Source organism: Streptomyces sp. NPDC005799, assembly GCF_040630525.1.
GTDB lineage: Bacteria > Actinomycetota > Actinomycetes > Streptomycetales > Streptomycetaceae > Streptomyces > Streptomyces griseorubiginosus_B.
The window spans coordinates 1-21,127 of sequence record NZ_JBEXXQ010000085.1; the positions used below are offsets into that span (position 1 = coordinate 1).

Sequence of the window (21,127 nt, forward strand, 5' to 3'; positions counted from 1 at the left end):
GCCCCGGCCCCCGCGCCGGCCGCTCCCGCTCCGGTCACCCCGGCCGCCGCGCCCAGCGCCCCGACCGCCGCCCGGGCGACCGACGACGGCGCCTACGTCACCCCGCTGGTGCGCAAGCTCGCCGCCGAGAGCGGGGTCGACCTGGCCTCTGTCAAGGGCACCGGTGTCGGCGGCCGTATCCGCAAGCAGGACGTCGTCGCCGCCGCCGAGGCCGCGAAGGCCGCCGCCGCTCCGGCTCCGGCCGCCGCTGCCGCTCCGGCCGCGAAGAAGGCGCCCACGCTGGAGGCCTCCCCGCTCCGTGGCCAGACCGTCAAGATGCCGCGCATCCGCAAGGTCATCGGCGACAACATGGTCAAGGCGCTGCACGAGCAGGCGCAGCTGTCCTCCGTCGTCGAGGTCGACGTCACGCGCCTGATGCGCCTGCGCGCCCAGGCCAAGGACTCCTTCGCCGCGCGCGAGGGCGTCAAGCTCTCCCCGATGCCGTTCTTCGTGAAGGCGGCGGCCCAGGCGCTGAAGGCCCACCCGGTCATCAACGCCAAGATCAACGAGGCCGAGGGCACGATCACCTACTTCGACACCGAGAGCATCGGTATCGCGGTGGACTCCGAGAAGGGCCTGATGACCCCGGTCATCAAGCACGCGGGCGACCTGAACATCGCCGGCATCGCGAAGGCCACGGCGGAGCTGGCCGGCAAGGTCCGCGCCAACAAGATCACGCCCGACGAGCTGTCCGGCGCGACCTTCACCATCTCCAACACCGGTTCGCGCGGTGCGCTCTTCGACACGATCATCGTGCCGCCGGGCCAGGTCGCGATCCTCGGCATCGGTGCCACGGTCAAGCGCCCGGCGGTCATCGAGACCGAGGAGGGCACGGTCATCGGCGTCCGCGACATGACCTACCTGACCCTCTCCTACGACCACCGTCTGGTGGACGGCGCCGACGCGGCCCGCTACCTGACCGCGGTCAAGGCGATCCTGGAGGCGGGCGAGTTCGAGGTCGAGCTCGGCCTCTGAGGTCCCGCAGCAGTACGTGTGGTGCCCCCGTCCGGAGCGATTCCGGCGGGGGCACCGCCGTGTCCGCCGCTCGTGTCCGCTACCGGCGCGTGAGGGTGTGGTCGCTCCAATCCCAGAGGGTCTCCACCCACACGTTGGGCACGTCCAGGTGCGGCGCGTACGTCAAGTGCCGTGTCCGGTAGGCGCGCAGCACGTCGTAGGTGGCGTCGAGGCAGTCCCGGGACGTCAGTTCGCCCGTGCTCGGGTCGACGCCGACGAGGAAGCCGCGGCTCTCGACGGTGCGGATCATCCGCCGGGCGGCGCCCACGTCACTCGTCGAGGACGGTACGCAGCGGTAACGGCTGTACGGGTGGGTGGACGTGCCGGGGGTGGGGGTCCCCCCGCTCGAGCGAAGCCGAGAGTGGGGGAGGGCGTCCCGGGACATCTCGCTGAGCATGCGGGCGTACGTCCCCTGTGCGTGCCAGGCGCCGATGTAGCCGCCGGGCGGAGTGTAGAGCTTGTTCGTGGGGTTCTCGACGGCGCCGTACACCCACTGGTCGGTGCCCGTGATCCGGAAGCCCCAGCCGACGTGCCCGAACTTCTGGGCGCCGTCCGGCTTGACGAAGACGCAGGCCCCGCCGCTCGCGCCGCCGCCCCCGGCCGCGGCCGCCATGTTCGCGATCTCCGCGCCGCCGGCGCTCGCGGCGCCGCTGCCGCTCGGCGGCCCGGACGCCGCCGTCGGTGTCGGCCGGCACCCCGTGACGCCGACGACCGTGCAGGCGATCGCCGCCGCCACGACCGCCCAGCCGATCCTGCCGCGCTGTCCCCCGATGTTCATGTCTTACCCCCGAAGTTCCAGGAGCGCCCCGCGCGGGAACTCCCTGCCGACCGCGACGGCGCGGGCGGCCGGGGGGTTCTGGCGGTGACACGGCGGTGACGACTCCGGGTCCTGTCCGGTACGGGTCTTTACAGGCGGCCTTGCCCTGTGAGGCGTGTAAGTCTCGTCTCACCTGCATGAAAGCGCCCCCGTGCGCCCCTCCCGAAAGCGCTCGCGGCCTTATTGTCTAATCGTCAAACGCCCTTAAGGAGCTCTCATGACCGCGCCCGTCGTCCACTCGCTGCGCGAACAGATCCGCGAGCACATCGTGGAGGGGATCGTCAGCGGGCGCTGGAAGCCGGGCGAGCGGATCGTGGAGCGTCGTATCGCGACCGAGCTGGAGGTCAGCCAGACGCCGGTGCGGGAGGCGCTGCGGGAGCTGGAGTCGCTGCGGTTGATCGAGTCCGCGCCGAACAAGGGCGTACGGGTGCGGAACCTGACGGCGGCCGACCTGGAGGAGAGCTACCCGGTGCGGGCCGGCCTGGAGGCGATCGCCGCGGAGCTGGCGGCGGAGCGGCTGGCGCAGGACTGCTCGGCGCTGGAACCGCATGTCAGCGCGCTGTACGAGGCGGACCGGGACTCCGACGGCACCGGGCAGGTGCGGCACACGGTCGGCTTCCATCGCGAGCTGGTGCGGGCGGCCGGCAACTCGGTGCTGCTGCACACCTGGGAGGGCCTGGGCATCGAGGTCTTCACGGCCCTGTCCATCCGCTGGCTGGGGACCGTCCAGCAGTCGTACGCGGAGGAGCACGAGGAGCTGGTGGCCGCGTTCCGGCGGCGTGACCCGCGAATCGCCGAGATCGTCAAGGCGCATGTCCTGGGCTGCGCGCCACGCGCCTGACCGCAGCCGAGCGCAACCCCGCTCACCTGCGAAAACGCCTCATTATCGGCGGCACCCGGTGTCTTGGGGCGAGACACTCCGTGCCGACTTTCTCGTAATCAAGATATTTTGCCCTGGACCCTTTGATCGATCATCGATCAGGGAGTTATTGTCGCCGACGGACCTCCACCGAGGTCCCAGCCCTGTCCTGCCAAAGACCGAGGGCACCCCCGAACCCTTGCCGATGAGGGAACCCCCTTCGACTGAGGAAGGCGGCGACATGACCGACCCCAACGCCATCCAGCCGAGCGAGCTCGACCAGCTCCCGGACCGGGACCCGGAGGAGACCGCCGAATGGCAGGCCTCCCTGGACGCGGTCGCCGAGGCGGCGGGCCCGCACCGGGCCGCGTACCTGATGCGCCGGACGCTGGAGAGGGCCGAGGGCACCGGCATCGCGCTGCCCAAGCTCCTCGAGACCGACTACGTCAACACCATCCCCACCGCCGCCGAGCCGTCCGTGCCCGGTGACGAGGAGATGGAGCGCCGTATCACCGCGTGGAACCGCTGGAACGCGGCCGCGATGGTGACGCGGGGCTCGAAACACGGCGTCGGCGGCCACATCGCCACCTTCGCCTCCGCCGCCTGGCTCTACGAGACCGGCTTCAACCACTTCTTCCAGGGCAAGGAGTCCGACGGCTCGGGCGACCAGCTCTACATCCAGGGCCACGCCTCCCCCGGCATCTACGCCCGCGCCTTCCTCGACGGCCGCCTCACCGAGGCGCACCTCGACAACTTCCGCCAGGAGGCCGGCGGCAACGGCCTGCCGTCGTACCCGCACCCGCGCCGGCTGCCCTGGCTGTGGGAGTTCCCGACGGTGAGCATGGGCCTCGGCCCGCTGTCCGCCATCTACCAGGCCCGCTTCAACCGCTATCTGACGGCGCGCGGCATCAAGGACGTCTCGTCCTCGCACGTCTGGGCCTTCCTCGGCGACGGCGAGATGGACGAGCCGGAGTCCACGGCGGCGCTCGCCCTGGCCTCCCGCGAGGGCCTGGACAACCTGACCTTCGTCATCAACTGCAACCTGCAGCGCCTCGACGGCCCGGTCCGCGCCAACTTCAAGATCGTGCAGGAGCTGGAGGCCCAGTTCCGCGGCGCCGGCTGGAACGTCGTCAAGACGCTGTGGGGCACGGCCTGGGACGAGCTGTTCCAGCTCGACACCACGGGCGCGCTGGTACGCCGGCTGCGCGAGGTACCCGACGCCCAGGTGCAGACGTACCAGACGCGGGACGCGGCCTACATCCGCGAGGACTTCTTCGGCAAGGACCCGGCGCTCGCCGAGATGGCGAAGCTGCTGAGCGACGACAAGATCCTCGAGTGCTTCCACCTCTCGCGCGGCGGTCACGAGGCCCGCAAGGTGTACGCGGCCTACAAGGCGGCCGTCGAGTTCAAGGGCGCGCCGACCGTGATCCTGGCGCAGACCGTCAAGGGCTTCACCCTCGGCGAGGGCTTCGCGTCGAAGAACGCCAACCACCAGATGAAGAAGCTGACGGTGGACGAGTTCAAGAACATGCGGGACCTTCTCGAACTGCCCATCTCCGACAGCCAGTTCGTCGACGGCGTGGTCCCCTACGGCCACCCCGGCGCCGACTCCCCCGAGGTGCGCTACCTCCAGGAGCGCCGCGCGGCCCTCGGCGGCCCGGCCCCGGCCCGCCGTACGCACGCGCTCGCGCCGCTGCCCGCCCCCGCCGAGAAGGCCTTCGCCTCCTTCGACAAGGGCTCCGGCTCGCAGAACGTGGCCACCACGATGGCCTTCGTCCGCCTCGTCAAGGACCTGGTCCGCGACAAGGAGACCGGGAAGCGCTGGGTGCCGATCGTCCCCGACGAGGCGCGCACCTTCGGCATGGAGTCGCTCTTCCCGTCCCTCGGGATCTACTCCCCCAAGGGCCAGACGTACGAGCCGGTCGACCGCGACCAGCTGATGTACTACAAGGAGGCCAAGAACGGCCAGATCCTCAACGAGGGGATCACCGAGGCCGGTTCGATGGCCGACTTCATCGCCGCGTCCACCGCGTACGCGACGCACGGCGAGGCGATGATCCCGTTCTACATCTTCTACTCGATGTTCGGCTGGCAGCGCACGGCCGACCAGATGTGGCAGCTCGGCGACCAGCTCGGGCGCGGCTTCCTGGTCGGCGCGACGGCCGGCCGTACGACCCTGACCGGCGAGGGCCTGCAGCACGCGGACGGCCACTCGCCGGTGATCGCGGCGACGAACCCGGCGGCGCTGTCGTACGACCCCGCCTTCGCCTACGAGATCGCGGTGATCGTCCGTGAGGGTCTGCGCCGGATGTACGGCGAGGCCAAGCCGGGCGAGGACCAGAACGTCTTCTACTACCTCACGGTCTACAACGAGCCGCTGCCGCAGCCGGCCAAGCCGCAGGGCCTCGGCATCGACGAGGGCATCGTCAAGGGCCTGTACCGCTTCAACACGGCGGAGTCCGCGGGCGTGACCGTCCCGGCCAACGCCCCGCGCATCCAGCTGCTGGGCTCCGGCACGGCGATCCACTGGACGCTGACGGCGCAGCGGCTGCTCGCCGAGGAGTGGGGCGTGGCGGCGGACGTGTGGTCGGCGACGTCCTGGACGGAGCTGCGCCGTGACGCGCTGGAGGCGGACGCGGCGCTGCTGCGGGGCGAGGAGCGCGTGCCGTTCGTCCGTCAGGCCCTGCAGGGCGCGGAGGGCCCGGTGCTCGCGGTCTCCGACTACATGCGGCAGGTCCCGGACCAGATCGCGCAGTGGGTCGAGCAGGACTGGTCCTCGCTCGGTGCGGACGGCTTCGGCCTCTCCGACACCCGTGAGGCGGCCCGCCGCCACTTCGGCGTCGACGCCGAGTCGATCGTCGTGGCCGCCCTCGCCCAGCTCGCCCGCCGTGGCGAGGTGAAGGCGACGGCCGTGAAGGAAGCGCGCGAGAAGTACGGGCTGTAACACCTGCCGATCCACCGGCCGATCGACGAGGCCCCCGCCACGGCGGGGGCCTCGTTGCATCATGACCCCATGCGCGCTGCCCGTCTCATCAAAATGGTGTTGTTGCTCCAGAACCGGGAGTCGATGACCGCCGCCGAGCTGGCGCGGGAGCTGGAGGTATCGGAGCGGACCGTGACCCGGGACGCGCAGGCGTTGTCCGAGGCCGGGGTGCCGGTGTACGCCAACCGGGGGCGGGCCGGGGGGTACCGGCTCGTCGGCGGGTACCGGACGCGGCTGACGGGGCTGGCGCGCGGTGAGGCCGAGGCGTTGTTCCTGAGCGGGGTGCCGGGGGCGCTGCGCGAGATGGGGCTGGAGGACGCCGCCTCCGCCGCGCGGCTGAAGGTGTCGGCCGCGCTGCTGCCGTCCCTGCGGGACGCCTCCCGCAGCGCGGCCCAGCGGTTCCATCTGGACGCGCCCGCCTGGTTCCGGGAGCCGGAGACGCCCGAGCTGCTGCCGGTGATCGCCGAGGCGGTGTGGGAGGACCGCCGGCTCACCGCCCGCTACCGGCGTGGGGAGGGCGAGGTGGAGCGGTGCCTGGAGCCGTACGGGCTCGTGCTGAAGGCGGGCGTCTGGTACCTGTGCGCCCGTGTTCCGGACACCGCCGCCCATCGCACCTACCGCCTCGACCGGTTCACCTCCGTCGTCCCCGACAGCGCCCGCTTCACCCGGGACGAGACCTTCGACCTGCCCGGTTTCTGGGCGGCGCACGCCGTACGGTTCGCGCGCTCGATCCTGCGCGCCGAGGTCGTCGTACGGCTGTCGGCGGCCGGGGCGCGGGCGCTGCCCTACGCCGTCGATCCGCAGGCCGCGCGGGAGGCGCTCGAACAGGCCGGTGCCCCGGGCGAGGACGGGTGGGTGACGGTGACCCTGCCGGTGGAGTCCGAGGAGGTCGCACACGGGCAGCTGGCGGGGCTGGGCCCGGAGGCGGAGGTGCTGGCACCGCCACGTCTGCGCGAGCGCTTCACACAGGACGCGGCCCGGCTCGCCGCGCTGTACGGGACGTAACAATCCACCACCCGCCGCTGGTCTCCGAGCAGATCACCCACGCCCGGCCGGCCGGCCCGAGCCCGCAGGCGGACGTGCCGACGCCACCGCGACTGCGCGAGCGCTTCACACGGGACACGGCCCGGCTCGCCGCGCTGTACGGGACGTAACAGTCCACCACCCGCCGCTGGTCTCCGAGCAGATCACCCACGCCCGGCCGACCCGAGCCCGAAGGCGGACGTGCCGGCGCCACCGCGACTGCGCGAGCGCTTCACACGGGACACGGCCCGGCTCGCCGCGCTGTACGGGACATAACAATCCACCGCACTCCACGTGCGCCCCACCCGCCCAGGGCCGATGCTGGACCCGTGATGGACGAGACGGAGTTCTGGGAGCTGGTGGACGCCACCCGCGAGGCCGCCGAGGGCGACCCCGAGGAGCAGGCCGACCTGCTCGTGGACCGGCTGCTCCAGCTGGAACCCGACATGGTCCTCGACTTCGCCCGTCATTTCGAGGCCCGCTACAACCGCGCGTACACCTGGGACCTGTGGGGCGCGGCCTGGGTGCTGCTCGACGGCGCCAGCGACGACGCGTTCGACTTCTTCCGCTGCTGGCTGATCGGTCAGGGGCGGGAGGTGTACGAGGGTGCCGTGCACCATCCCGACGCGCTGGCCGAACTCCTGGACGACTTCGACGAGGAACTCGACGGTGACGGCGAGGAGCTGGGGTACGCGGCCGACGACGCCTACCAGCAGCTCACCGGTACCGTCGCCCCCGACCTCGGCATCGCGCCCGCCGCCCCCGAACCGGCGGGCGCGCCGGTCGACTTCGAGAACGAACGGGTGCTGGCGGAGCGGTATCCCAAGTTGTGGGAGCGTTTCAGGGACTGACGCACACCACGTGCGCCTCAGGGACAGACGCGGACCACTGCAGACATGGACTGTGAGGGGGGCCATGGCCCGGATCCCGTACCCGGAGCGCGACGCCGACGCCGTCGCCAGACTTCCCGTACCGCTCAACGCCTTCCGCATGCTCTCCCACGCCCCGCCCCTGACCGGCCCCGCGATCGACCTGGGCATGGCCGTGCTCGGCGAGTCCACGCTGTCCGCCCGGCTGCGGGAGCTGGTGATCCTGGCGGTGGCGGCCGGCACGGAGTGCGAGTACGAGGCGGTCCAGCACGGCCCGGTCGCGCTGCACTTCGGGGTGACCCCCGAACAGCTCGCGGCGATCGCGGAACGGCGGGCGAGCGGCGCGGAGTTCGACGCGGCGGAGTCGGCGGCGATCGGCGCGGCCTTCGAGCTGGTCTCCCGGTACACGCTCGCCGAGGAGACCCTGGCGGCGCTGCGGGCCCGCTTCACCGACCGGCAGGTCGTCGAAGTGGTCACGACGGTCGGCTACTACGTGATGCTGGCGGGCCTGATGAACGGGCTCGGGGTGGACGTCGACCCGTCCGGCGAGCGGTTCCTCGGGCTGTCGGGCGACGGGGACCGGTAACGGGGGTCGGGCAACGGAGGTCGGGTAACGGAGGTCCGGTCACAGCGTCAGGCCGGGCGGCGGCGGGCGGTGTCCGAGGGGATGTACGCCTGCGTCTGGTCGGCCCTGACGGCGTGGTGCATCGGGGCCGCGTTGGCCTGGTCCAGGGCGGAGGCGGTGACGGCGGCCGGGCCGAGGACGACGGCCGCGGCGGCGCAGAGGGCGGCCCAGGGACCGCGGGCCACCCGGCCTCGACCGGCCGCCTTCTCCCCGGTGTTCGGGGTTTTCGTGATGTTCGTGTGGCTGCTGTTCATTTTCCCCACCTCCAGTCAGTGCGTGTGCATGACCATAGGGAGGCCACCTCGGGGGGATCGGTGAGGCGGCTACGAGAAACCTGTGAGGCCCCATGAGCAGCCGGCCTCCGGTCGCCGGGGGCGTGAACTGCGGCCCAGCAGCCTGCTGTTGTGGCGGATGCTGTGCGACGCGCGGGCCGCGGGCGCCGACGTCTACGACCTGCGGTCCATCACGCCGACGCTCACGGAGGACCGTATCTGGGCCGGCTGCGCTTCAAGACGGGTGCGGGTGGCCGGGCCGTGGAGTACCTCGGGGAGTGGGAGCTGCCCGTGGGGAGTCAGGGGAAGGTGCTGCAGCGGGCGTTGAACGCCTGTCTCGGACGCCGGTGAGCTACCCGGTCCGGCCCTGCAGCCGCGCGGCCCGCTCCCTGATCTCCGGGAGGCGGGCGAGGAGGGAGGCGCCGGGGCAGCTGGTCATGTAGGCGTCCCTGTGGCCGGCGAGGGCCGGGAGGGTGGCCGTGGTGCCGGCGCGGTAGCGGCTGAGGCTGTTGCTGGAGGTGAGCCGTACCCGGGCGCGCGGGTCGATGTCGGACAGGCCGAGTTTCCAGGCGGCGAGGGCGGCGATGGCGTCGGCCATGGCCGGGGGCACCGGGACGCCGGCGGTGAAGGTGCCGAGGGCGGCGATGCCGGCCGTGCGGTGGTTGAAGCCCTGGGTGTGGGCGCCGGTGACGGCGCGGTCCGTGCCGCCCGCGCGGCCCTCGTAGATGGTGCCGCACCGGTCGACGAGGAAGTTGTAGCCGATGTCGTCCCAGTTCCGGGCACCGGTCTGGCCCGCGTAGAGGTAGCGGATGATGCGGGGCGCGTCGGCGCAGTCGTAGCCGTTGGGCGAGTCGGTGTGGTGGACGAAGACCGCGAGGACCTTGTCGTCGTAGCGCGGGGGCGGCTGCGCGTGCCGGGCCAGATCGTCCAGCCAGGCCGAGCGCGGCACGATACGGGGCTTCGGCGCGGAGTGCGCGGGAGCGGCGGGACGGGCCACGACGGCCGGCGGGGCGGCCTGGCGGTCGGTCGCGCGCTGGACGCCGTCCACGCACAGCACGAGCCCGACGACCGCGGCCAGACCGGGCAGGCAGGCGACGAGCACGCGGGCGGCACGGGCCCCCCTCGACCTCCCCGCTCCCCCGGTTCCCCGCGATCTTCGGACACGCATGCGTCCACTCTCGGCCGTATCCCCCGCGCCCGCGATGTGTGCTGTGCCACCCGGTGGAACCATCGTCCTGGTCCGCGACGTTTTTCCGGGTGGAAGGAGCGGGGGGAGACACACACCCGCGCGGCTGATCATCGGGCCCTTGTCGCGCGTACTTAGAGGTCTGAAGAGAAAGGCGGCTCTGTGGACCTGCTCGACATCCTGCTGATGCTGGTGGTTCTGGCCTACGCGGCATCCGGCTACCGGCGCGGACTGGTCGCCGGCTGTGTCTCGTTCGCCGGGTTCGTGGGCGGGGCCGTCATCGGCGTGTGGGTGCTGCCGTGGATGATGGACCTGGTCGAGGCGGGGACGACCCGGGCGACCGTCACCGCGGTGCTGACCGTACTGATCCCGGCGGTGGTGGGACACGAGCTCGCGGGACGGCTGGCGCTGCGGCTGCGGCGGGAGCTGGACGAGGGGCCGCTCAGGGTGGCCGACGGGATCGGCGGTGCCGCCGCCAACTCGATCGCCGTGCTGATCGTGGCCTGGGTCGCCGCGAGCGTCCTCGGTGCCTCCTCCTCGCCGCTGGTGACCACCGCGATCAGGGACTCGGCGCTGCTGCGCTCGGTGCAGAACCTCATGCCGGACACCACGCCCACCTGGTTCTCCCGGGCCACCACCGCGCTGACGCAGGCCGGCTTCCCGCAGGTGTTCAACCCGTTCGAGAACGAGTCCACGGCCGAGGTGGCCAAGCCCACCGGCGACAGCGTCACCGCCCGCGCCACCAGTGCCGCCAAGCTCAGCACCGTCAAGATCGAGGGCGTCTCCGGCGACCAGGGCCGCGAGGGCAGCGGCTTCGTGTACGCCGACGAGCACGTGATGACCAACGCGCACGTGGTGGCCGGCATCGACGACCCGACCGTCCGTATCGGCGGGGTGGGGCGGTCGTACGACGCGCGGGTGGTGCTCTTCGACCCGAACAGGGACGTGGCCGTGCTGTACGTGCCGGGGCTGAGCGCACCGGTGCTGAAGTTCGACGACGGGGCCAAGCGGGGCGACTCCGCGGTGGTGGCCGGCTATCCGCAGGACGGCGACCTCGATCTGCAGGCGGCGACCGTGGCCAACCGGGTCAACGCCACCGGGCAGAACATCTACAGCGACCGCATGGTGACCCGGGAGATCTACTCGATCCGCTCCACCGTGCGTCCCGGCAACTCCGGCGGGCCGCTGCTGACCACCGACGGCCGCGTCTACGGCGTGGTCTTCGCCCGCTCGACCTCCGACAACGAGACCGGCTACGTCCTGACGGCGGACGAGGTCACCTCCGACGCGGCCCGGGCGGCCGGCGCGACGGCGCCGGTGGACACGGGCGACCTGGTCAGTTCCTGACCGTCACAGGGCGCACCCCATGAGGACGTCGTCCACGTACTCGCCCTCCAGCAGGAACTCGCCGGGCAGCACGCCCTCCACCACGAACCCCTCGGCCTCGTACAGCCCCCGGGCCGGGGTGTTGTGCCCCAGCACGCGCAGGGTCAGCCGGCGCGCCCCCTGCCGGCGGGCCTCCTCCCGCACCGCCCGCAGCAGCGCCCGCGCGACCCCGGCCCCGCGCGCCTCCTCGGCGACGACGAGCCCCTGGATCTGCCGGACGTGGGAGTTGCAGGCCAGCGGGGTCGGGTAGCCCAGCCGGACGTAGCCGACGACCGCGCCGTCGACCTCGGCGACCAGATGGTCCCGGGGTCCGAACCGCTCGTTGTAGAAGGGCTCGTACGGCGGCCGTGGGCGAGGCTGCACGGAGTGCAGCGGCGACCAGGTGACCCGGTCGAGGCGGCCCAGCGTGTCCTCGTCGTCAAGGGTGGCGTGGCGTATGTGCGGTACCGGCATGACGGCCACCTTACGGCCGACCCGACCGGGGCTTTACGTGCGCGGCCAGCAGAATGGGGTCATGGAACGTGCGCGAATCGCGGTGGCCGGTGCGTCCGGGTTGATCGGGGGTGCGCTGGCGCGGTCCCTGACCGCCGACGGGCACCAGGTGGTGCGGCTGGTGCGGCGGGCCGCGCGGGCCGCGGACGAGGTGTGCTGGGACCCCGAGGGGCGGTACGTCGACACGGCGGGCCTCGCCGGGTGCGACGCCGTGGTCAACCTCGCGGGGGCCGGTGTGGGGAACCGGCGCTGGACGGACGCGTACAAGGCGCGGATCCGGGCCGGCCGGGTGCTCGGCACCGCCGCGCTGGCCGAGGCGATCGCCTCCCTCGACGACCGGCCGCGGGTGTTCGTCAACGGCAGCGCGATCGGCTACTACGGCGAGACCGGCGACCGGGTGGCCGACGAGAGCGCGCCCGCCGGGAGCGGGTTCCTGCCGGAGCTGTGCGTGGAGTGGGAGGCGGCCGCGGCACCGGCCCGGGAGGCGGGCGTGCGGACGGCGTTCGTGCGGACGGGGCTGGTGGTGTCGAGCAAGGGCGGCGCCTGGGCCCGTCTGTTCCCCCTCTTCAAGGCGGGGCTCGGGGGGCGGATGGGAGACGGGCGGCAGTACTGGTCGTACGTCTCGCTGCACGACGAGGTGGCCGCGATCCGGTATCTCATCGACACCGACGGGCTGTCCGGGCCGTTCAACGTCACCGCCCCGAACCCGCTGACGAACCGTGAGATCACCGAGGCCATGGGGCGCGTGCTGCACCGGCCCACGTTCTTCACCGTGCCGGCGCCGGCGCTGCGGACCGTGCTCGGCGAGATGGCCGGGGATGTGCTGGGCAGCGCGCGGGTGGTGCCGACGAGACTGCTGGAATCGGGGTTCACCTTCGCGTTCCCGGACATCGAGGGGGCCGTCCGGGCGGCGTGAGGCGGGGCACGGCGAGGACGCCACCACCACCGGCGACCGTATGCGACCGGTGTGCGACCGTGCCCTGTTCATGCGCGACTCCCCTTGACCGATCACAGCCCTAACCTCGACCCGAACTCGGGTATCCCCGGAGCCAGTTGGGGGCATGACGTCTCCACCGGCCGCGCAACCTCGAGGAGGGGCACGTGCTTGAGCCCGCGTACCAGGCGGACGTCGTGATCGTGGGGGCCGGGGTCGCCGGCCTCTCGGCGGCGCATCGGCTGACCAGCGCAGGAGTGACGACCGCGGTCCTGGAGGCCGCTGACTGGGTCGGGGGCCGGATGTCGACCGAGAAGGTCGACGGCTTCCGGCTCGACCGCATCGGACAGCTGTTGTCCACGGCGTATCCCGAACTACACCTCACCCCCGGCCTCGACGCCCTCGTCCTGCGCCCCTTCGCCCCGGGCGTCCTCGTCCACAGCGACGGCCGCCGCCACCTCGCCGGTGCGGTGCCGAGCGCGGGGGGCGCACGGGGCGCACTGCACGCCGTACGTGCGCTGGCGAGTGCGCCGAGGGTGACCTCCCCGTCCTGGGTGCCGTCGCTCGGCCGGGCGGGCGGTCCGACGGCTCCGGACGTGCCGCGGGTGCGCGCCGCGGCTCCGCTGGGCAGCGCCGTCGACCAGGCGCGGCTGACCGCGGCGCTGGCCCGGCTCGCGGGCATGCCCGTCGAACGCCTGCTGTCCCGACCCGAGTTGCCCGCGGCCCGGGCCCTTGCCGCACGGGGTGTACCGGCCCGCACCATCGACGGGTTTCTGCGGCCCCTGCTCGCCGCGCTGCTGTGCGACCCGGAGCTGACGACCTCCAGCCGGTGCGCCGATCTCGCGCTCAGGGCCTTCGCGGGCGGGCGGCTGTGTCTGCCGGAGGGCGGCGCCGAGACGCTGCCGGAGCTGCTGGCGCGGGCGTTGCCGCCGGGCACCGTGCACACCGGCGTCCGGGTGACCTCGGTGTCCACCAGCTCCGTCGCCACGGCCGAGCACGGGGAGATCCGGTGCCGGGCCGTCCTGTTGGCGACGGACGCGCGGGCCGCGGCCGAGCTGCTGCCGGGCCTGCGCGTGCCGGACTTCCACCGGCTGACGGTGGTCCACCACACCACGGACGAGCCGCCGGCGACGGGTGCGGCCCTTCTCCTCGACGCCGACCGCGGGGGGCCGGTGGCGCACACGGCCGTGGTCAGCGCGGTGGACCCGAGCCGGGCGCCGGCGGGCCGGGTACTGGTCTCCTCCACGGTCCTGGGTCCGCCCCCGGCCGACCTGGACACCGCCGTGCGCACGCATCTGGCGCGCCTGTACGGCACGTCGACGCGGCGCTGGGAGACGCTGGCCGTCCACCACACCGCCGAGGCCGTGCCGGCCATGCGGCCCCCGCACGACCTCCGCCGCCCGGTGCGCCTCCTGGCCGGCCTCTACGTCTGCGGCGACCACCGGGACACCAGCACGGTCCAGGGAGCCCTGCACTCCGCCCACCGAGCCGCGACAGCCATCCTGACGGACCTGGGAGCGGCGGGCTCGAGGCAGCAGGCGGACCCTCTCCCATCAGCGAGGGCCGCCTGAAGAACTACCCCAGCGCCGCCACCTTGTCCCGATAGCCCCGCACCGGTGCCGCGTCCTTGTACGGCTCCAGGCGGCGCTCGAAATCCCTCACGTACTCGGTCGCCCGGACCGACCGCATGTCCGCCGCGGCGCTCGCCGCCTCCGCTCCCAGCGCGCACGCCTGGTCCAGCTCGCCCAGGCCCAGGCGGGCGGAGGCGAGGACGACGCGGCAGAAGAGGCGGCTACGGGCGTACGCCGGCGCGCGCAGCTGCAGCGACCGCTCGGCGTGCTGCACCGCGGCCCGGAACTGCTGCAGATCCCGGTGCGCGTGCCCGAACTCGTCGGCCAGCTGCGCCTCGTCGAAGAACCGCGCCCAGTACGGCACCTCGTCTCCCGGGCGCGCCACCTCCAGCGCGCGCTCGGCCCGTACCAGCGAGGCCGTGCAGTTGCGGACCTCGCCGAGCACGCCGTGCCCCCGCGCCTCCGCCGCGTGCAGCAGGGCCTGCACCACGGGCGGCGCGTTCGTCCCCACCCCCTGCTGGGCCACGCGGGCGAGCTGCACCGCCTCCCGGCCGTGCCCGAGATAGACGGCCTGCCGGCTCATGGTCACCAGGACGTAGGAGCCGTATGCCCGGTCCCCGGCCGCCTGCGCGAGCCGCAGCGCCTGAACGAAGTACCGCTGCGCGAGTCCGTGCGCGGCGATGTCGTACGAGGTCCAGCCCGCGAGCCGGGTGAGGTCGGCCGCCGCCGCGAACAGCTTGCGGCCCGTCTGCTCGCCGTAGGTGCCGCGCAGCATCGGCTCGCACTCGTGCTCCAGGTACCGCACGAGGGCCTGCCGGGCGTGCCCGCCGCCGTACATGTCGTCGAGGGTGCGGAAGAGGTCGCCGACCGAGCGGAGCGCGTTGATATCGCCGCCGGTGACCCGCTGCCCGGGCCCGCGGTCGCCCTGTCCCCGCTGGCGCGGTACGGCCGGCCGGCCCTGCGGGGGCAGGAGGGCGGGCTGTTCGGCGCGGGCCACCTTGTCGTCGGGCCGCCCGATCAGCCAGTCCCGGCTCGGTACGACCAGCCCGGCCGGTGTGAACGCGATCTTGCGCAACTCGGCGTGCGAGCCGGAGTCCTTGCGCCACAGCCCGCTGACGATGTCGATGGCCTCCTCGGGCGTGCCGGCGAACTCCAGCCCGGCGTACACCGGCGCACACGCGTCGAGGCCGAGGTCCTGGGCCGTGAGTCTGCGCCCCAGGCGCCGGGTGAACACCTCGGCGATCAGGGCGGGAGTGGTGCCGCGCGGCTGCTGCCCACGCAGCCAGCGCGTCACGGAGGTCTTGTCGTATCTCAGATCAAGTCCGTGTTCGAGACCGAGTTGGTCCACGCGCCGGGCGAGCCCCGCGTTGGAGAACCCCGCTTCTGCGATGAGCGCGGCGAGCTGTCGGTTGGGAGTGCGCTGCGCGGGTCGTTCCGTCATCTGCGGTGCGGTCTCCTGCCTTTCGGGCCTTCCCCGGGGCCGAGGTGGCCTCCGAGTGGCCCGGATTGCCTGTGAGCAGCCCTTATGGCCTCTGTGAACGGCGCGAATGTAGCGGAGAGTGAGCAGGCGGTCGCTCGCTTCCCCGTTCGTTCATCCGATCGTGTGAGGATTGGCCGCTGGGCTGACGCATGACGGCCGGTCGTACAGTGGCGTAGGCACGTTTCGTGCCTTACGACCTTCTAGGGAGGCGCTTGCCGTGAGTGAGCTGCGGTTCGTCCGTATGGGATTCGGTGCCGAGGCCGTGGACTACCAGGTGGCGTGGGACGAGCAGCGCCGGGTGCACGCGGCGCGCTTCGCGGACGAGATCCCCGACACCGTGCTGCTCCTGGAGCACCCGCCGGTCTACACGGCCGGCCGGCGCACGGCGGACAACGAGCGCCCCCTCGACGGCACCCCGGTCATCGACGTGGACCGCGGCGGCAAGATCACCTGGCACGGCCCCGGCCAGCTGGTCGGCTACCCCATCCAGAAGCTCCCGCGCCCGGTGGACGTGGTCGCGCACCTGCGCCGGCTCGAAGAGGCGATGATCCGGGTCTGCGCGGAGTGCGGCGTCGAGACCAGCCGGGTGGAGGGCCGGGCCGGCGTGTGGGTCCTCGGCGACCCCGTGGAGAAGCGCCCGGCCCTGGGCGGGCTCTCCCTCGACTTCGACCCCCGCCTGGCCGACGAGGAGTTCGACCCCCGCCTCAACGGCCCCGAGTACGCCCCCTCCAACGCCGGCCAGCGCCGCGAGGACCGCAAGATCTGCGCCATGGGCATCCGGGTCGCCAAGGGCGTCACGATGCACGGCTTCGCCCTGAACGTGAACCCGGACACCTCCAACTTCGACAAGATCATCCCCTGCGGCATCCGCGACGCGGGCGTCACCTCCCTCGCGCACGAGCTGGGCCGCGAGCTGACCATCGCCGACGTACTGCCGGTCGTGGAGCGCCACTTGACGGACGTCCTCGGGAACGCGGACCTCAGGCCGAGGGTGATCGAGAAGACACCGGCGGCCTGAACACAGCCCTGGGCTTTCAAATCCACGGGCGTACCCTTGAGCACGCCGAAGAATCAATCGCTAGGGAGCCGGTCGTGTCCGCAGTCAACCCCGACGGACGCAAGATGCTGCGCCTGGAGGTCCGCAACAGCCAGACCCCCATCGAGCGCAAGCCCGAGTGGATCAAGACGCGGGCGAAAATGGGTCCCGAGTACACCAAGATGCAGAACCTCGTGAAGAGCGAGGGCCTGCACACGGTCTGCCAGGAAGCCGGCTGCCCCAACATCTACGAGTGCTGGGAGGACCGCGAGGCGACCTTCCTCATCGGCGGCGACCAGTGCACCCGGCGCTGCGACTTCTGCCAGATCGACACCGGCAGGCCCGAGGCCCTCGACCGTGACGAGCCGCGCCGCGTCGGCGAGTCCGTGGTCACCATGGACCTGAACTACGCCACCATCACCGGCGTCGCCCGTGACGACCTGGCGGACGGCGGCGCCTGGCTGTACGCGGAGACGGTCCGCCAGATCCACGCCCAGACGGCCGGCCGCGAGGGCGGCCACACCAAGGTCGAGCTTCTCGCCCCCGACTTCAACGCGGTCCCCGAGCAGCTGGCCGAGGTCTTCTCCTCCCGCCCCGAGGTCTTCGCGCACAACGTCGAGACGGTCCCCCGCATCTTCAAGCGCATCCGCCCCGGCTTCCGCTACGAGCGCTCCCTGAAGGTCATCACCGAGGCCCGCGACGTCGGCCTGGTCACCAAGTCGAACCTCATCCTCGGCATGGGCGAGACCCGCGAGGAGGTCAGCGACGCGCTGCGGCAGCTGCACGAGGCCGGCTGCGAGCTGGTCACCATCACGCAGTACCTGCGCCCGAGCGTCCGGCACCACCCCGTGGAGCGCTGGGTCAAGCCGCAGGAGTTCGTGGAGCTGAAGGAGGAGGCCGAGCAGATCGGCTTCTCCGGCGTCATGTCCGGCCCCCTGGTCCGCTCCTCCTACCGCGCCGGCCGGCTGTACCGGATGGCCGTGGAGCTGCGTCAATCAGCTGCTCCGCAGCGGGGCGGCGCCTACGTCGCATCCCAGGCGGTCTGATGGCACGGAGTGCCACCCCAAACGTGTGAATCTGCGCACAAGTTGCTACCCATGAGTAGTGGCCGATTGAACGCGGTCCTGAACGTCCTCGCTGCTAGCGGCGTCGTCAGGACCGCGTCAGTGTTTTCGCGCCACGAATCAAGGCTTCATTGGTGTTTGACCGGTCGGTCACGCCCTGGTAACACCAATCAGTGACCCTGGTTGTACAGCCCGTGCACCACTCACGACAGCCCGCCGACCCCGAGGGGGGACCTCGACCATGCAGGCCGCGCCGGTTCGCGCCACCGCCATCCCGTCGTTCACCGATGCACTCCGTGCCGTCGAGTCGTTGCTCATGAGCGGCGGCCAGCGCACCGCCCGCCGCAACGCCTGGACCTCCGTCCTGGAGGACCGCCGCCGCGCCAAGGACCGGGTCGAGGCACAGCGCGTCCTCGACCAGTTCCCCTCCGCCCGTCCCTGAACCATCTCTCCCCTCCCTTCCCGCTCCTTACCGGCACTGCCGTCGTCGGCGCTCGTGGGGCCACGTAGACTTCGTGGCATGGCGAGGAAGGACAACGCGGCGGATGCCGCTAACCCCGGGCGACTGAAGCAGATCGCCCTGACGTACAAGATGACCCGCAAGGCCGACAAGAAGATCGGTCTTGTACTCGCGGCTGTCGGCATCGGCATCTTCGGTGTTTTCCTCGCGATCGGCTTCTTGATCGGTCACCCCATCTATCTCGGCATCCTGGGCCTGCTGCTCGCCTTCCTCGGAACGGCGATCGTGTTCGGGCGCCGGGCCGAGCGGGCCGCCTTCGGGCAGATGGAGGGCCAGCCGGGCGCCGCCGCGGCCGTGCTGGACAACATCGGCCGGGGCTGGACCACCACCCCCGCGGTGGCGATGAACCGCAGCCAGGACGTGGTGCACCGGGCCGTCGGCAAGGCCGGCATCGTCCTGGTCGCCGAGGGCAACCCGAACCGGGTCAAGACCCTGCTGGCCGCCGAGAAGAAGAAGATGAACCGCATCGTCGCGGACGTGCCGGTGCACGACATCATCGTCGGCACGGGCGACGGCCAGGTGGAGCTGAAGAAGGTGCGCACCACCATGCTGAAGCTCCCCCGCGTGCTGACCGGCCCCCAGGTGACCGCCACCAACGACCGGCTGCGCGCCTTGGGCGACCTGATGAGCAACATGCCGCTGCCCAAGGGCCCGATGCCGAAGGGCATGAAGCTGCCCAAGGGCGGGCCGAAGGCCCGCTGACCTTCCCTCGACCGACCTTTCTTGACGTGAAGGGGCGCCCGCAGGTGCGGGCGCCCCTTCACGTTGTCCGGTGCGCTACGACGGGTCGGACACGCACCTCGACTCAGATACGCACCTCGACCGTGCGGGCCAGTCGGTCGTGCAGGCCCCTGCCGTCGCGGTCCCAGATGAGGGCCGGGATGGCGACGCACAGCAGGGCCGTGCGCAGGACGCTCCGCAGGAAGGTGGGCTGCCCCGTGCCCAGGTCCACCACGCGCAGGCCGAAGAGGCGCTTGCCGGGGGTGAAGCCGATCGTGCCGACGGTGAGGACGCCGAGGACGAAGAAGACCAGCAGGGCCCAGTTCCCGGTCGCGCCGGGTTGGTAGCCGTGCGTGATGAGACCGTATGCGATCAAGAGGCACAGCCCCCAGTCGACGGCCAGGGCGCCGAACCGGCGCCCGGGGCGGGCGATCGAGCCCGGTCCCTGCTCGGGCAGACCGAGCTGTTCACCTCGGTATCCGAAGTCGACACCGGCGTCCTCGGCGGCCGCCCGGGGGCCCGAGAGCCACGATCCCACTGCTTCCCTCTTGTCCACGCGTCCACGGTACTGCCACCGTTTCGGGATACGGACAGGTGGGGTCAACCGGACGCGCTCCGGTTAACTTGTGCGAAACAAATGGGTCACGCCCGAGAAATCACGCGTCCCTAGGGTCGAGGTCAGCGTGTGCCACCGCACTGGCCGCACGAACGAACTACCACCCCGGCAAGGCGGTCGGGAGTAGGAGGAGCTGGATGTTCCAGAACGCCGACGAGGCCAAGAAGTTCATCGCGGACGAGGACGTCAAGTTCGTCGACGTCCGCTTCTGCGACCTGCCGGGCGTCATGCAGCACTTCACGGTGCCCGTCGAGGCGTTCGACCCGGACGACGAGCTCGCCTTCGACGGATCCTCGATCCGTGGTTTCCAGGCGATCCACGAGTCCGACATGGCGCTGCGCGCGGACCTGTCGACCGCCCGGGTCGACCCCTTCCGCCGGGACAAGACGCTCAACATCAACTTCTTCATCCACGACCCGATCACGGGCGAGCAGTACTCCCGTGACCCGCGCAACGTGGCGAAGAAGGCCGAGGCCTACCTCGCCTCCACCGGTGTCGCGGACACCGCGTACTTCGGTCCCGAGGCCGAGTTCTACGTCTTCGACAGCGTGCGTTTCGCCACCACGTCGAACGAGTCCTTCTACCACATCGACTCCGAGGCCGGCGCCTGGAACACCGGCGCCCTCGAGGACAACCGTGGCTACAAGGTCCGCTACAAGGGCGGTTACTTCCCGGTCCCGCCGGTCGACCACTTCGCCGACCTGCGCGCCGAGATCTCCCTGGAGCTGGAGAAGTCCGGCCTGAAGGTCGAGCGCCAGCACCACGAGGTCGGCACCGCCGGCCAGGCGGAGATCAACTACAAGTTCAACACGCTGCTCGCCGCGGCCGACGACCTCCAGCTCTTCAAGTACATCGTGAAGAACGTCGCCTGGCGCAACGGCAAGACCGCGACCTTCATGCCGAAGCCGATCTTCGGCGACAACGGCTCGGGCATGCACGTGCACCAGTCGCTGTGGGCCAACGGCGACCCGCTGTTCTACGACGAGGCCGGTTACGCGGGCCTGTCGGACACCGCCCGCTACTACATCGGCGGCATCCTCAAGCACGCCCCGTCGCTGCTGGCCTTCACCAACCCGACGGTGAACTCCTACCACCGTCTGGTGCCGGGCTTCGAGGCGCCGATCAACCTGGTGTACTCGCAGCGCAACCGCTCGGCCGCGATGCGTATCCCGATCACGGGTTCGAACCCGAAGGCCAAGCGCGTCGAGTTCCGCGCGCCCGACTCCTCCGGCAACCCGTACCTGGCCTTCTCGGCCCTGCTGCTCGCGGGCCTGGACGGCATCAAGAACAAGATCGAGCCCGCCGAGCCGATCGACAAGGACCTCTACGAGCTGGCTCCCGAGGAGCACGCGAACGTCGCGCAGGTCCCGACCTCGCTCCCGGCCGTCCTCGACTCCCTCGAGCGCGACCACGAGTTCCTGCTCGCCGGTGACGTCTTCACGGCCGACCTGATCGAGACCTGGATCGACTTCAAGCGCGCCAACGAGATCGCCCCGCTGCAGCTGCGTCCGCACCCGCACGAGTTCGAGCTCTACTTCGACGTGTGATCGGCCCCTGAGCCGTCTTCTCGGCCTCGCCCCCGTTCCGGTTTCCCGGGACGGGGGCGTCGTCGTATGGTGTG

Annotated in this window: 20 protein-coding genes and 1 pseudogene; 15 read left to right on the forward strand and 6 right to left on the reverse strand. The window is 71.7% G+C overall.

Annotated elements, in window-relative coordinates:
• A partial coding sequence (gene sucB, locus ABZ453_RS46885) for a 2-oxoglutarate dehydrogenase, E2 component, dihydrolipoamide succinyltransferase (RefSeq protein ID WP_359025560.1) occupies nucleotides 1-1,014 on the forward strand: 1,014 nt, incomplete at its 5' end.
• Between the two features lie 79 nt (nucleotides 1,015-1,093).
• Here sucB and ABZ453_RS46890 read toward each other — a convergent pair.
• Nucleotides 1,094-1,831 (reverse strand): hypothetical protein, encoded by a 738-nt coding sequence (locus ABZ453_RS46890; protein WP_359025562.1) that lies wholly within the window; start codon nucleotides 1,829-1,831, stop codon nucleotides 1,094-1,096.
• A gap of 256 nt (nucleotides 1,832-2,087) precedes the next feature.
• Between ABZ453_RS46890 and ABZ453_RS46895 the strand changes: the two genes are divergently transcribed.
• The 5 genes from ABZ453_RS46895 to ABZ453_RS46915 all read left to right on the forward strand — a co-directional run bounded on the left by ABZ453_RS46895 (nucleotide 2,088) and on the right by ABZ453_RS46915 (nucleotide 8,190).
• Nucleotides 2,088-2,711, forward strand: a complete 624-nt coding sequence (locus ABZ453_RS46895; protein ID WP_356771447.1) for a GntR family transcriptional regulator — start codon at nucleotides 2,088-2,090, stop codon at nucleotides 2,709-2,711.
• A 259-nt stretch (nucleotides 2,712-2,970) separates the two neighbouring features.
• On the forward strand, nucleotides 2,971-5,673 hold the full coding sequence (aceE, locus tag ABZ453_RS46900; RefSeq protein WP_359025564.1) for a pyruvate dehydrogenase (acetyl-transferring), homodimeric type: 2,703 nt from the start codon (nucleotides 2,971-2,973) through the stop codon (nucleotides 5,671-5,673).
• A gap of 69 nt (nucleotides 5,674-5,742) precedes the next feature.
• Entirely contained in the window at nucleotides 5,743-6,717 is a 975-nt protein-coding gene (locus ABZ453_RS46905) for a YafY family protein (RefSeq protein ID WP_359025566.1), read from the forward strand.
• A gap of 350 nt (nucleotides 6,718-7,067) precedes the next feature.
• Complete coding sequence (locus ABZ453_RS46910; RefSeq protein ID WP_359025610.1) at nucleotides 7,068-7,586, forward strand: DUF4240 domain-containing protein; 519 nt, start codon at nucleotides 7,068-7,070, stop codon at nucleotides 7,584-7,586.
• 64 nt (nucleotides 7,587-7,650) lie between these two features.
• A complete protein-coding gene (locus ABZ453_RS46915; protein ID WP_359025568.1) occupies nucleotides 7,651-8,190 on the forward strand; it encodes a carboxymuconolactone decarboxylase family protein in 540 nt (179 codons plus the stop codon).
• A gap of 47 nt (nucleotides 8,191-8,237) precedes the next feature.
• Here the strand turns inward: ABZ453_RS46915 and ABZ453_RS46920 are convergent, their stop codons facing one another.
• The gene (locus ABZ453_RS46920; RefSeq protein ID WP_359025570.1) at nucleotides 8,238-8,483 is read right to left on the reverse strand and encodes a hypothetical protein; all 246 of its coding nucleotides are present in this window, start codon (nucleotides 8,481-8,483) and stop codon (nucleotides 8,238-8,240) included.
• Between the two features lie 103 nt (nucleotides 8,484-8,586).
• Here ABZ453_RS46920 and ABZ453_RS46925 point away from each other — a divergent pair.
• Nucleotides 8,587-8,852 (forward strand): annotated as a pseudogene (locus ABZ453_RS46925) (peptidoglycan bridge formation glycyltransferase FemA/FemB family protein); the annotation flags it as partial.
• A 1-nt stretch (nucleotide 8,853) separates the two neighbouring features.
• Here the strand turns inward: ABZ453_RS46925 and ABZ453_RS46930 are convergent.
• Nucleotides 8,854-9,603, reverse strand: coding sequence for a peptidoglycan recognition protein (locus ABZ453_RS46930; RefSeq protein ID WP_359025572.1), 750 nt, complete (start codon nucleotides 9,601-9,603; stop codon nucleotides 8,854-8,856).
• Between the two features lie 246 nt (nucleotides 9,604-9,849).
• Between ABZ453_RS46930 and ABZ453_RS46935 the strand changes: the two genes are divergently transcribed.
• On the forward strand, nucleotides 9,850-11,034 hold the full coding sequence (locus tag ABZ453_RS46935; RefSeq protein ID WP_359025574.1) for a MarP family serine protease: 1,185 nt from the start codon (nucleotides 9,850-9,852) through the stop codon (nucleotides 11,032-11,034).
• Nucleotides 11,035-11,037: 3 nt separating this feature from the next.
• On the opposite strand, the gene ABZ453_RS46940 is transcribed toward ABZ453_RS46935, so the two are convergent.
• Nucleotides 11,038-11,526 carry a GNAT family N-acetyltransferase gene (locus tag ABZ453_RS46940; protein WP_207929737.1) on the reverse strand — a complete coding sequence of 163 codons (489 nt, stop codon included), beginning with the start codon at nucleotides 11,524-11,526 and terminating at the stop codon, nucleotides 11,038-11,040.
• A 61-nt stretch (nucleotides 11,527-11,587) separates the two neighbouring features.
• On the opposite strand from ABZ453_RS46940, the gene ABZ453_RS46945 reads away from it, so the two are divergent.
• The gene (locus tag ABZ453_RS46945; RefSeq protein WP_359025576.1) at nucleotides 11,588-12,481 is read left to right on the forward strand and encodes a TIGR01777 family oxidoreductase; all 894 of its coding nucleotides are present in this window, start codon (nucleotides 11,588-11,590) and stop codon (nucleotides 12,479-12,481) included.
• A 185-nt stretch (nucleotides 12,482-12,666) separates the two neighbouring features.
• On the forward strand, nucleotides 12,667-14,070 hold the full coding sequence (locus ABZ453_RS46950; RefSeq protein WP_359025578.1) for an NAD(P)/FAD-dependent oxidoreductase: 1,404 nt from the start codon (nucleotides 12,667-12,669) through the stop codon (nucleotides 14,068-14,070).
• 4 nt (nucleotides 14,071-14,074) lie between these two features.
• Here the strand turns inward: ABZ453_RS46950 and ABZ453_RS46955 are convergent, their stop codons facing one another.
• On the reverse strand, nucleotides 14,075-15,511 hold the full coding sequence (locus ABZ453_RS46955) for a regulator (protein ID WP_359025580.1): 1,437 nt from the start codon (nucleotides 15,509-15,511) through the stop codon (nucleotides 14,075-14,077).
• Nucleotides 15,512-15,767: 256 nt separating this feature from the next.
• Here ABZ453_RS46955 and lipB point away from each other — a divergent pair, with 256 nt between their 5' ends.
• The 4 genes from lipB (at nucleotide 15,768) to ABZ453_RS46975 (ending at nucleotide 18,872) form a co-directional block, all read left to right on the forward strand.
• Nucleotides 15,768-16,568 carry a lipoyl(octanoyl) transferase LipB gene (lipB, locus tag ABZ453_RS46960; RefSeq protein WP_359025582.1) on the forward strand — a complete coding sequence of 267 codons (801 nt, stop codon included), beginning with the start codon at nucleotides 15,768-15,770 and terminating at the stop codon, nucleotides 16,566-16,568.
• A gap of 74 nt (nucleotides 16,569-16,642) precedes the next feature.
• Nucleotides 16,643-17,632 carry a lipoyl synthase gene (gene lipA / locus ABZ453_RS46965; protein WP_359025584.1) on the forward strand — a complete coding sequence of 330 codons (990 nt, stop codon included), beginning with the start codon at nucleotides 16,643-16,645 and terminating at the stop codon, nucleotides 17,630-17,632.
• A 259-nt stretch (nucleotides 17,633-17,891) separates the two neighbouring features.
• The gene (locus ABZ453_RS46970; RefSeq protein WP_359025586.1) at nucleotides 17,892-18,092 is read left to right on the forward strand and encodes a hypothetical protein; all 201 of its coding nucleotides are present in this window, start codon (nucleotides 17,892-17,894) and stop codon (nucleotides 18,090-18,092) included.
• Nucleotides 18,093-18,170: 78 nt separating this feature from the next.
• Complete coding sequence (locus ABZ453_RS46975) at nucleotides 18,171-18,872, forward strand: DUF4191 domain-containing protein (RefSeq protein ID WP_133042950.1); 702 nt, start codon at nucleotides 18,171-18,173, stop codon at nucleotides 18,870-18,872.
• Between the two features lie 103 nt (nucleotides 18,873-18,975).
• Here the strand turns inward: ABZ453_RS46975 and ABZ453_RS46980 are convergent, their stop codons facing one another.
• A complete protein-coding gene (locus tag ABZ453_RS46980) occupies nucleotides 18,976-19,446 on the reverse strand; it encodes an RDD family protein (protein WP_359025588.1) in 471 nt (156 codons plus the stop codon).
• 197 nt (nucleotides 19,447-19,643) lie between these two features.
• Between ABZ453_RS46980 and glnA the strand changes: the two genes are divergently transcribed.
• The gene (gene glnA / locus ABZ453_RS46985) at nucleotides 19,644-21,053 is read left to right on the forward strand and encodes a type I glutamate--ammonia ligase (RefSeq protein ID WP_133042952.1); all 1,410 of its coding nucleotides are present in this window, start codon (nucleotides 19,644-19,646) and stop codon (nucleotides 21,051-21,053) included.
• Nucleotides 21,054-21,127: the final 74 nt, after the last annotated feature.

Excerpts from the sequence above, each read along its gene's own strand:
- ABZ453_RS46970 (WP_359025586.1), top strand. The coding sequence starts at position 17,892 with ATGCAGGCCGCGCCGGTTCGCGCCACCGCCATCCCGTCGTTCACCGAT.
- ABZ453_RS46920 (WP_359025570.1), bottom strand. The coding sequence starts at position 8,483 with ATGAACAGCAGCCACACGAACATCACGAAAACCCCGAACACCGGGGAG.
- ABZ453_RS46940 (WP_207929737.1), bottom strand. The coding sequence starts at position 11,526 with ATGCCGGTACCGCACATACGCCACGCCACCCTTGACGACGAGGACACG.
- ABZ453_RS46945 (WP_359025576.1), top strand. The coding sequence starts at position 11,588 with ATGGAACGTGCGCGAATCGCGGTGGCCGGTGCGTCCGGGTTGATCGGG.
- aceE (WP_359025564.1), top strand. The coding sequence starts at position 2,971 with ATGACCGACCCCAACGCCATCCAGCCGAGCGAGCTCGACCAGCTCCCG.
- ABZ453_RS46905 (WP_359025566.1), top strand. The coding sequence starts at position 5,743 with ATGCGCGCTGCCCGTCTCATCAAAATGGTGTTGTTGCTCCAGAACCGG.
- ABZ453_RS46890 (WP_359025562.1), bottom strand. The coding sequence starts at position 1,831 with ATGAACATCGGGGGACAGCGCGGCAGGATCGGCTGGGCGGTCGTGGCG.
- ABZ453_RS46975 (WP_133042950.1), top strand. The coding sequence starts at position 18,171 with ATGGCGAGGAAGGACAACGCGGCGGATGCCGCTAACCCCGGGCGACTG.
- ABZ453_RS46915 (WP_359025568.1), top strand. The coding sequence starts at position 7,651 with ATGGCCCGGATCCCGTACCCGGAGCGCGACGCCGACGCCGTCGCCAGA.
- ABZ453_RS46910 (WP_359025610.1), top strand. The coding sequence starts at position 7,068 with ATGGACGAGACGGAGTTCTGGGAGCTGGTGGACGCCACCCGCGAGGCC.
- glnA (WP_133042952.1), top strand. The coding sequence starts at position 19,644 with ATGTTCCAGAACGCCGACGAGGCCAAGAAGTTCATCGCGGACGAGGAC.
- ABZ453_RS46955 (WP_359025580.1), bottom strand. The coding sequence starts at position 15,511 with ATGACGGAACGACCCGCGCAGCGCACTCCCAACCGACAGCTCGCCGCG.
- ABZ453_RS46895 (WP_356771447.1), top strand. The coding sequence starts at position 2,088 with ATGACCGCGCCCGTCGTCCACTCGCTGCGCGAACAGATCCGCGAGCAC.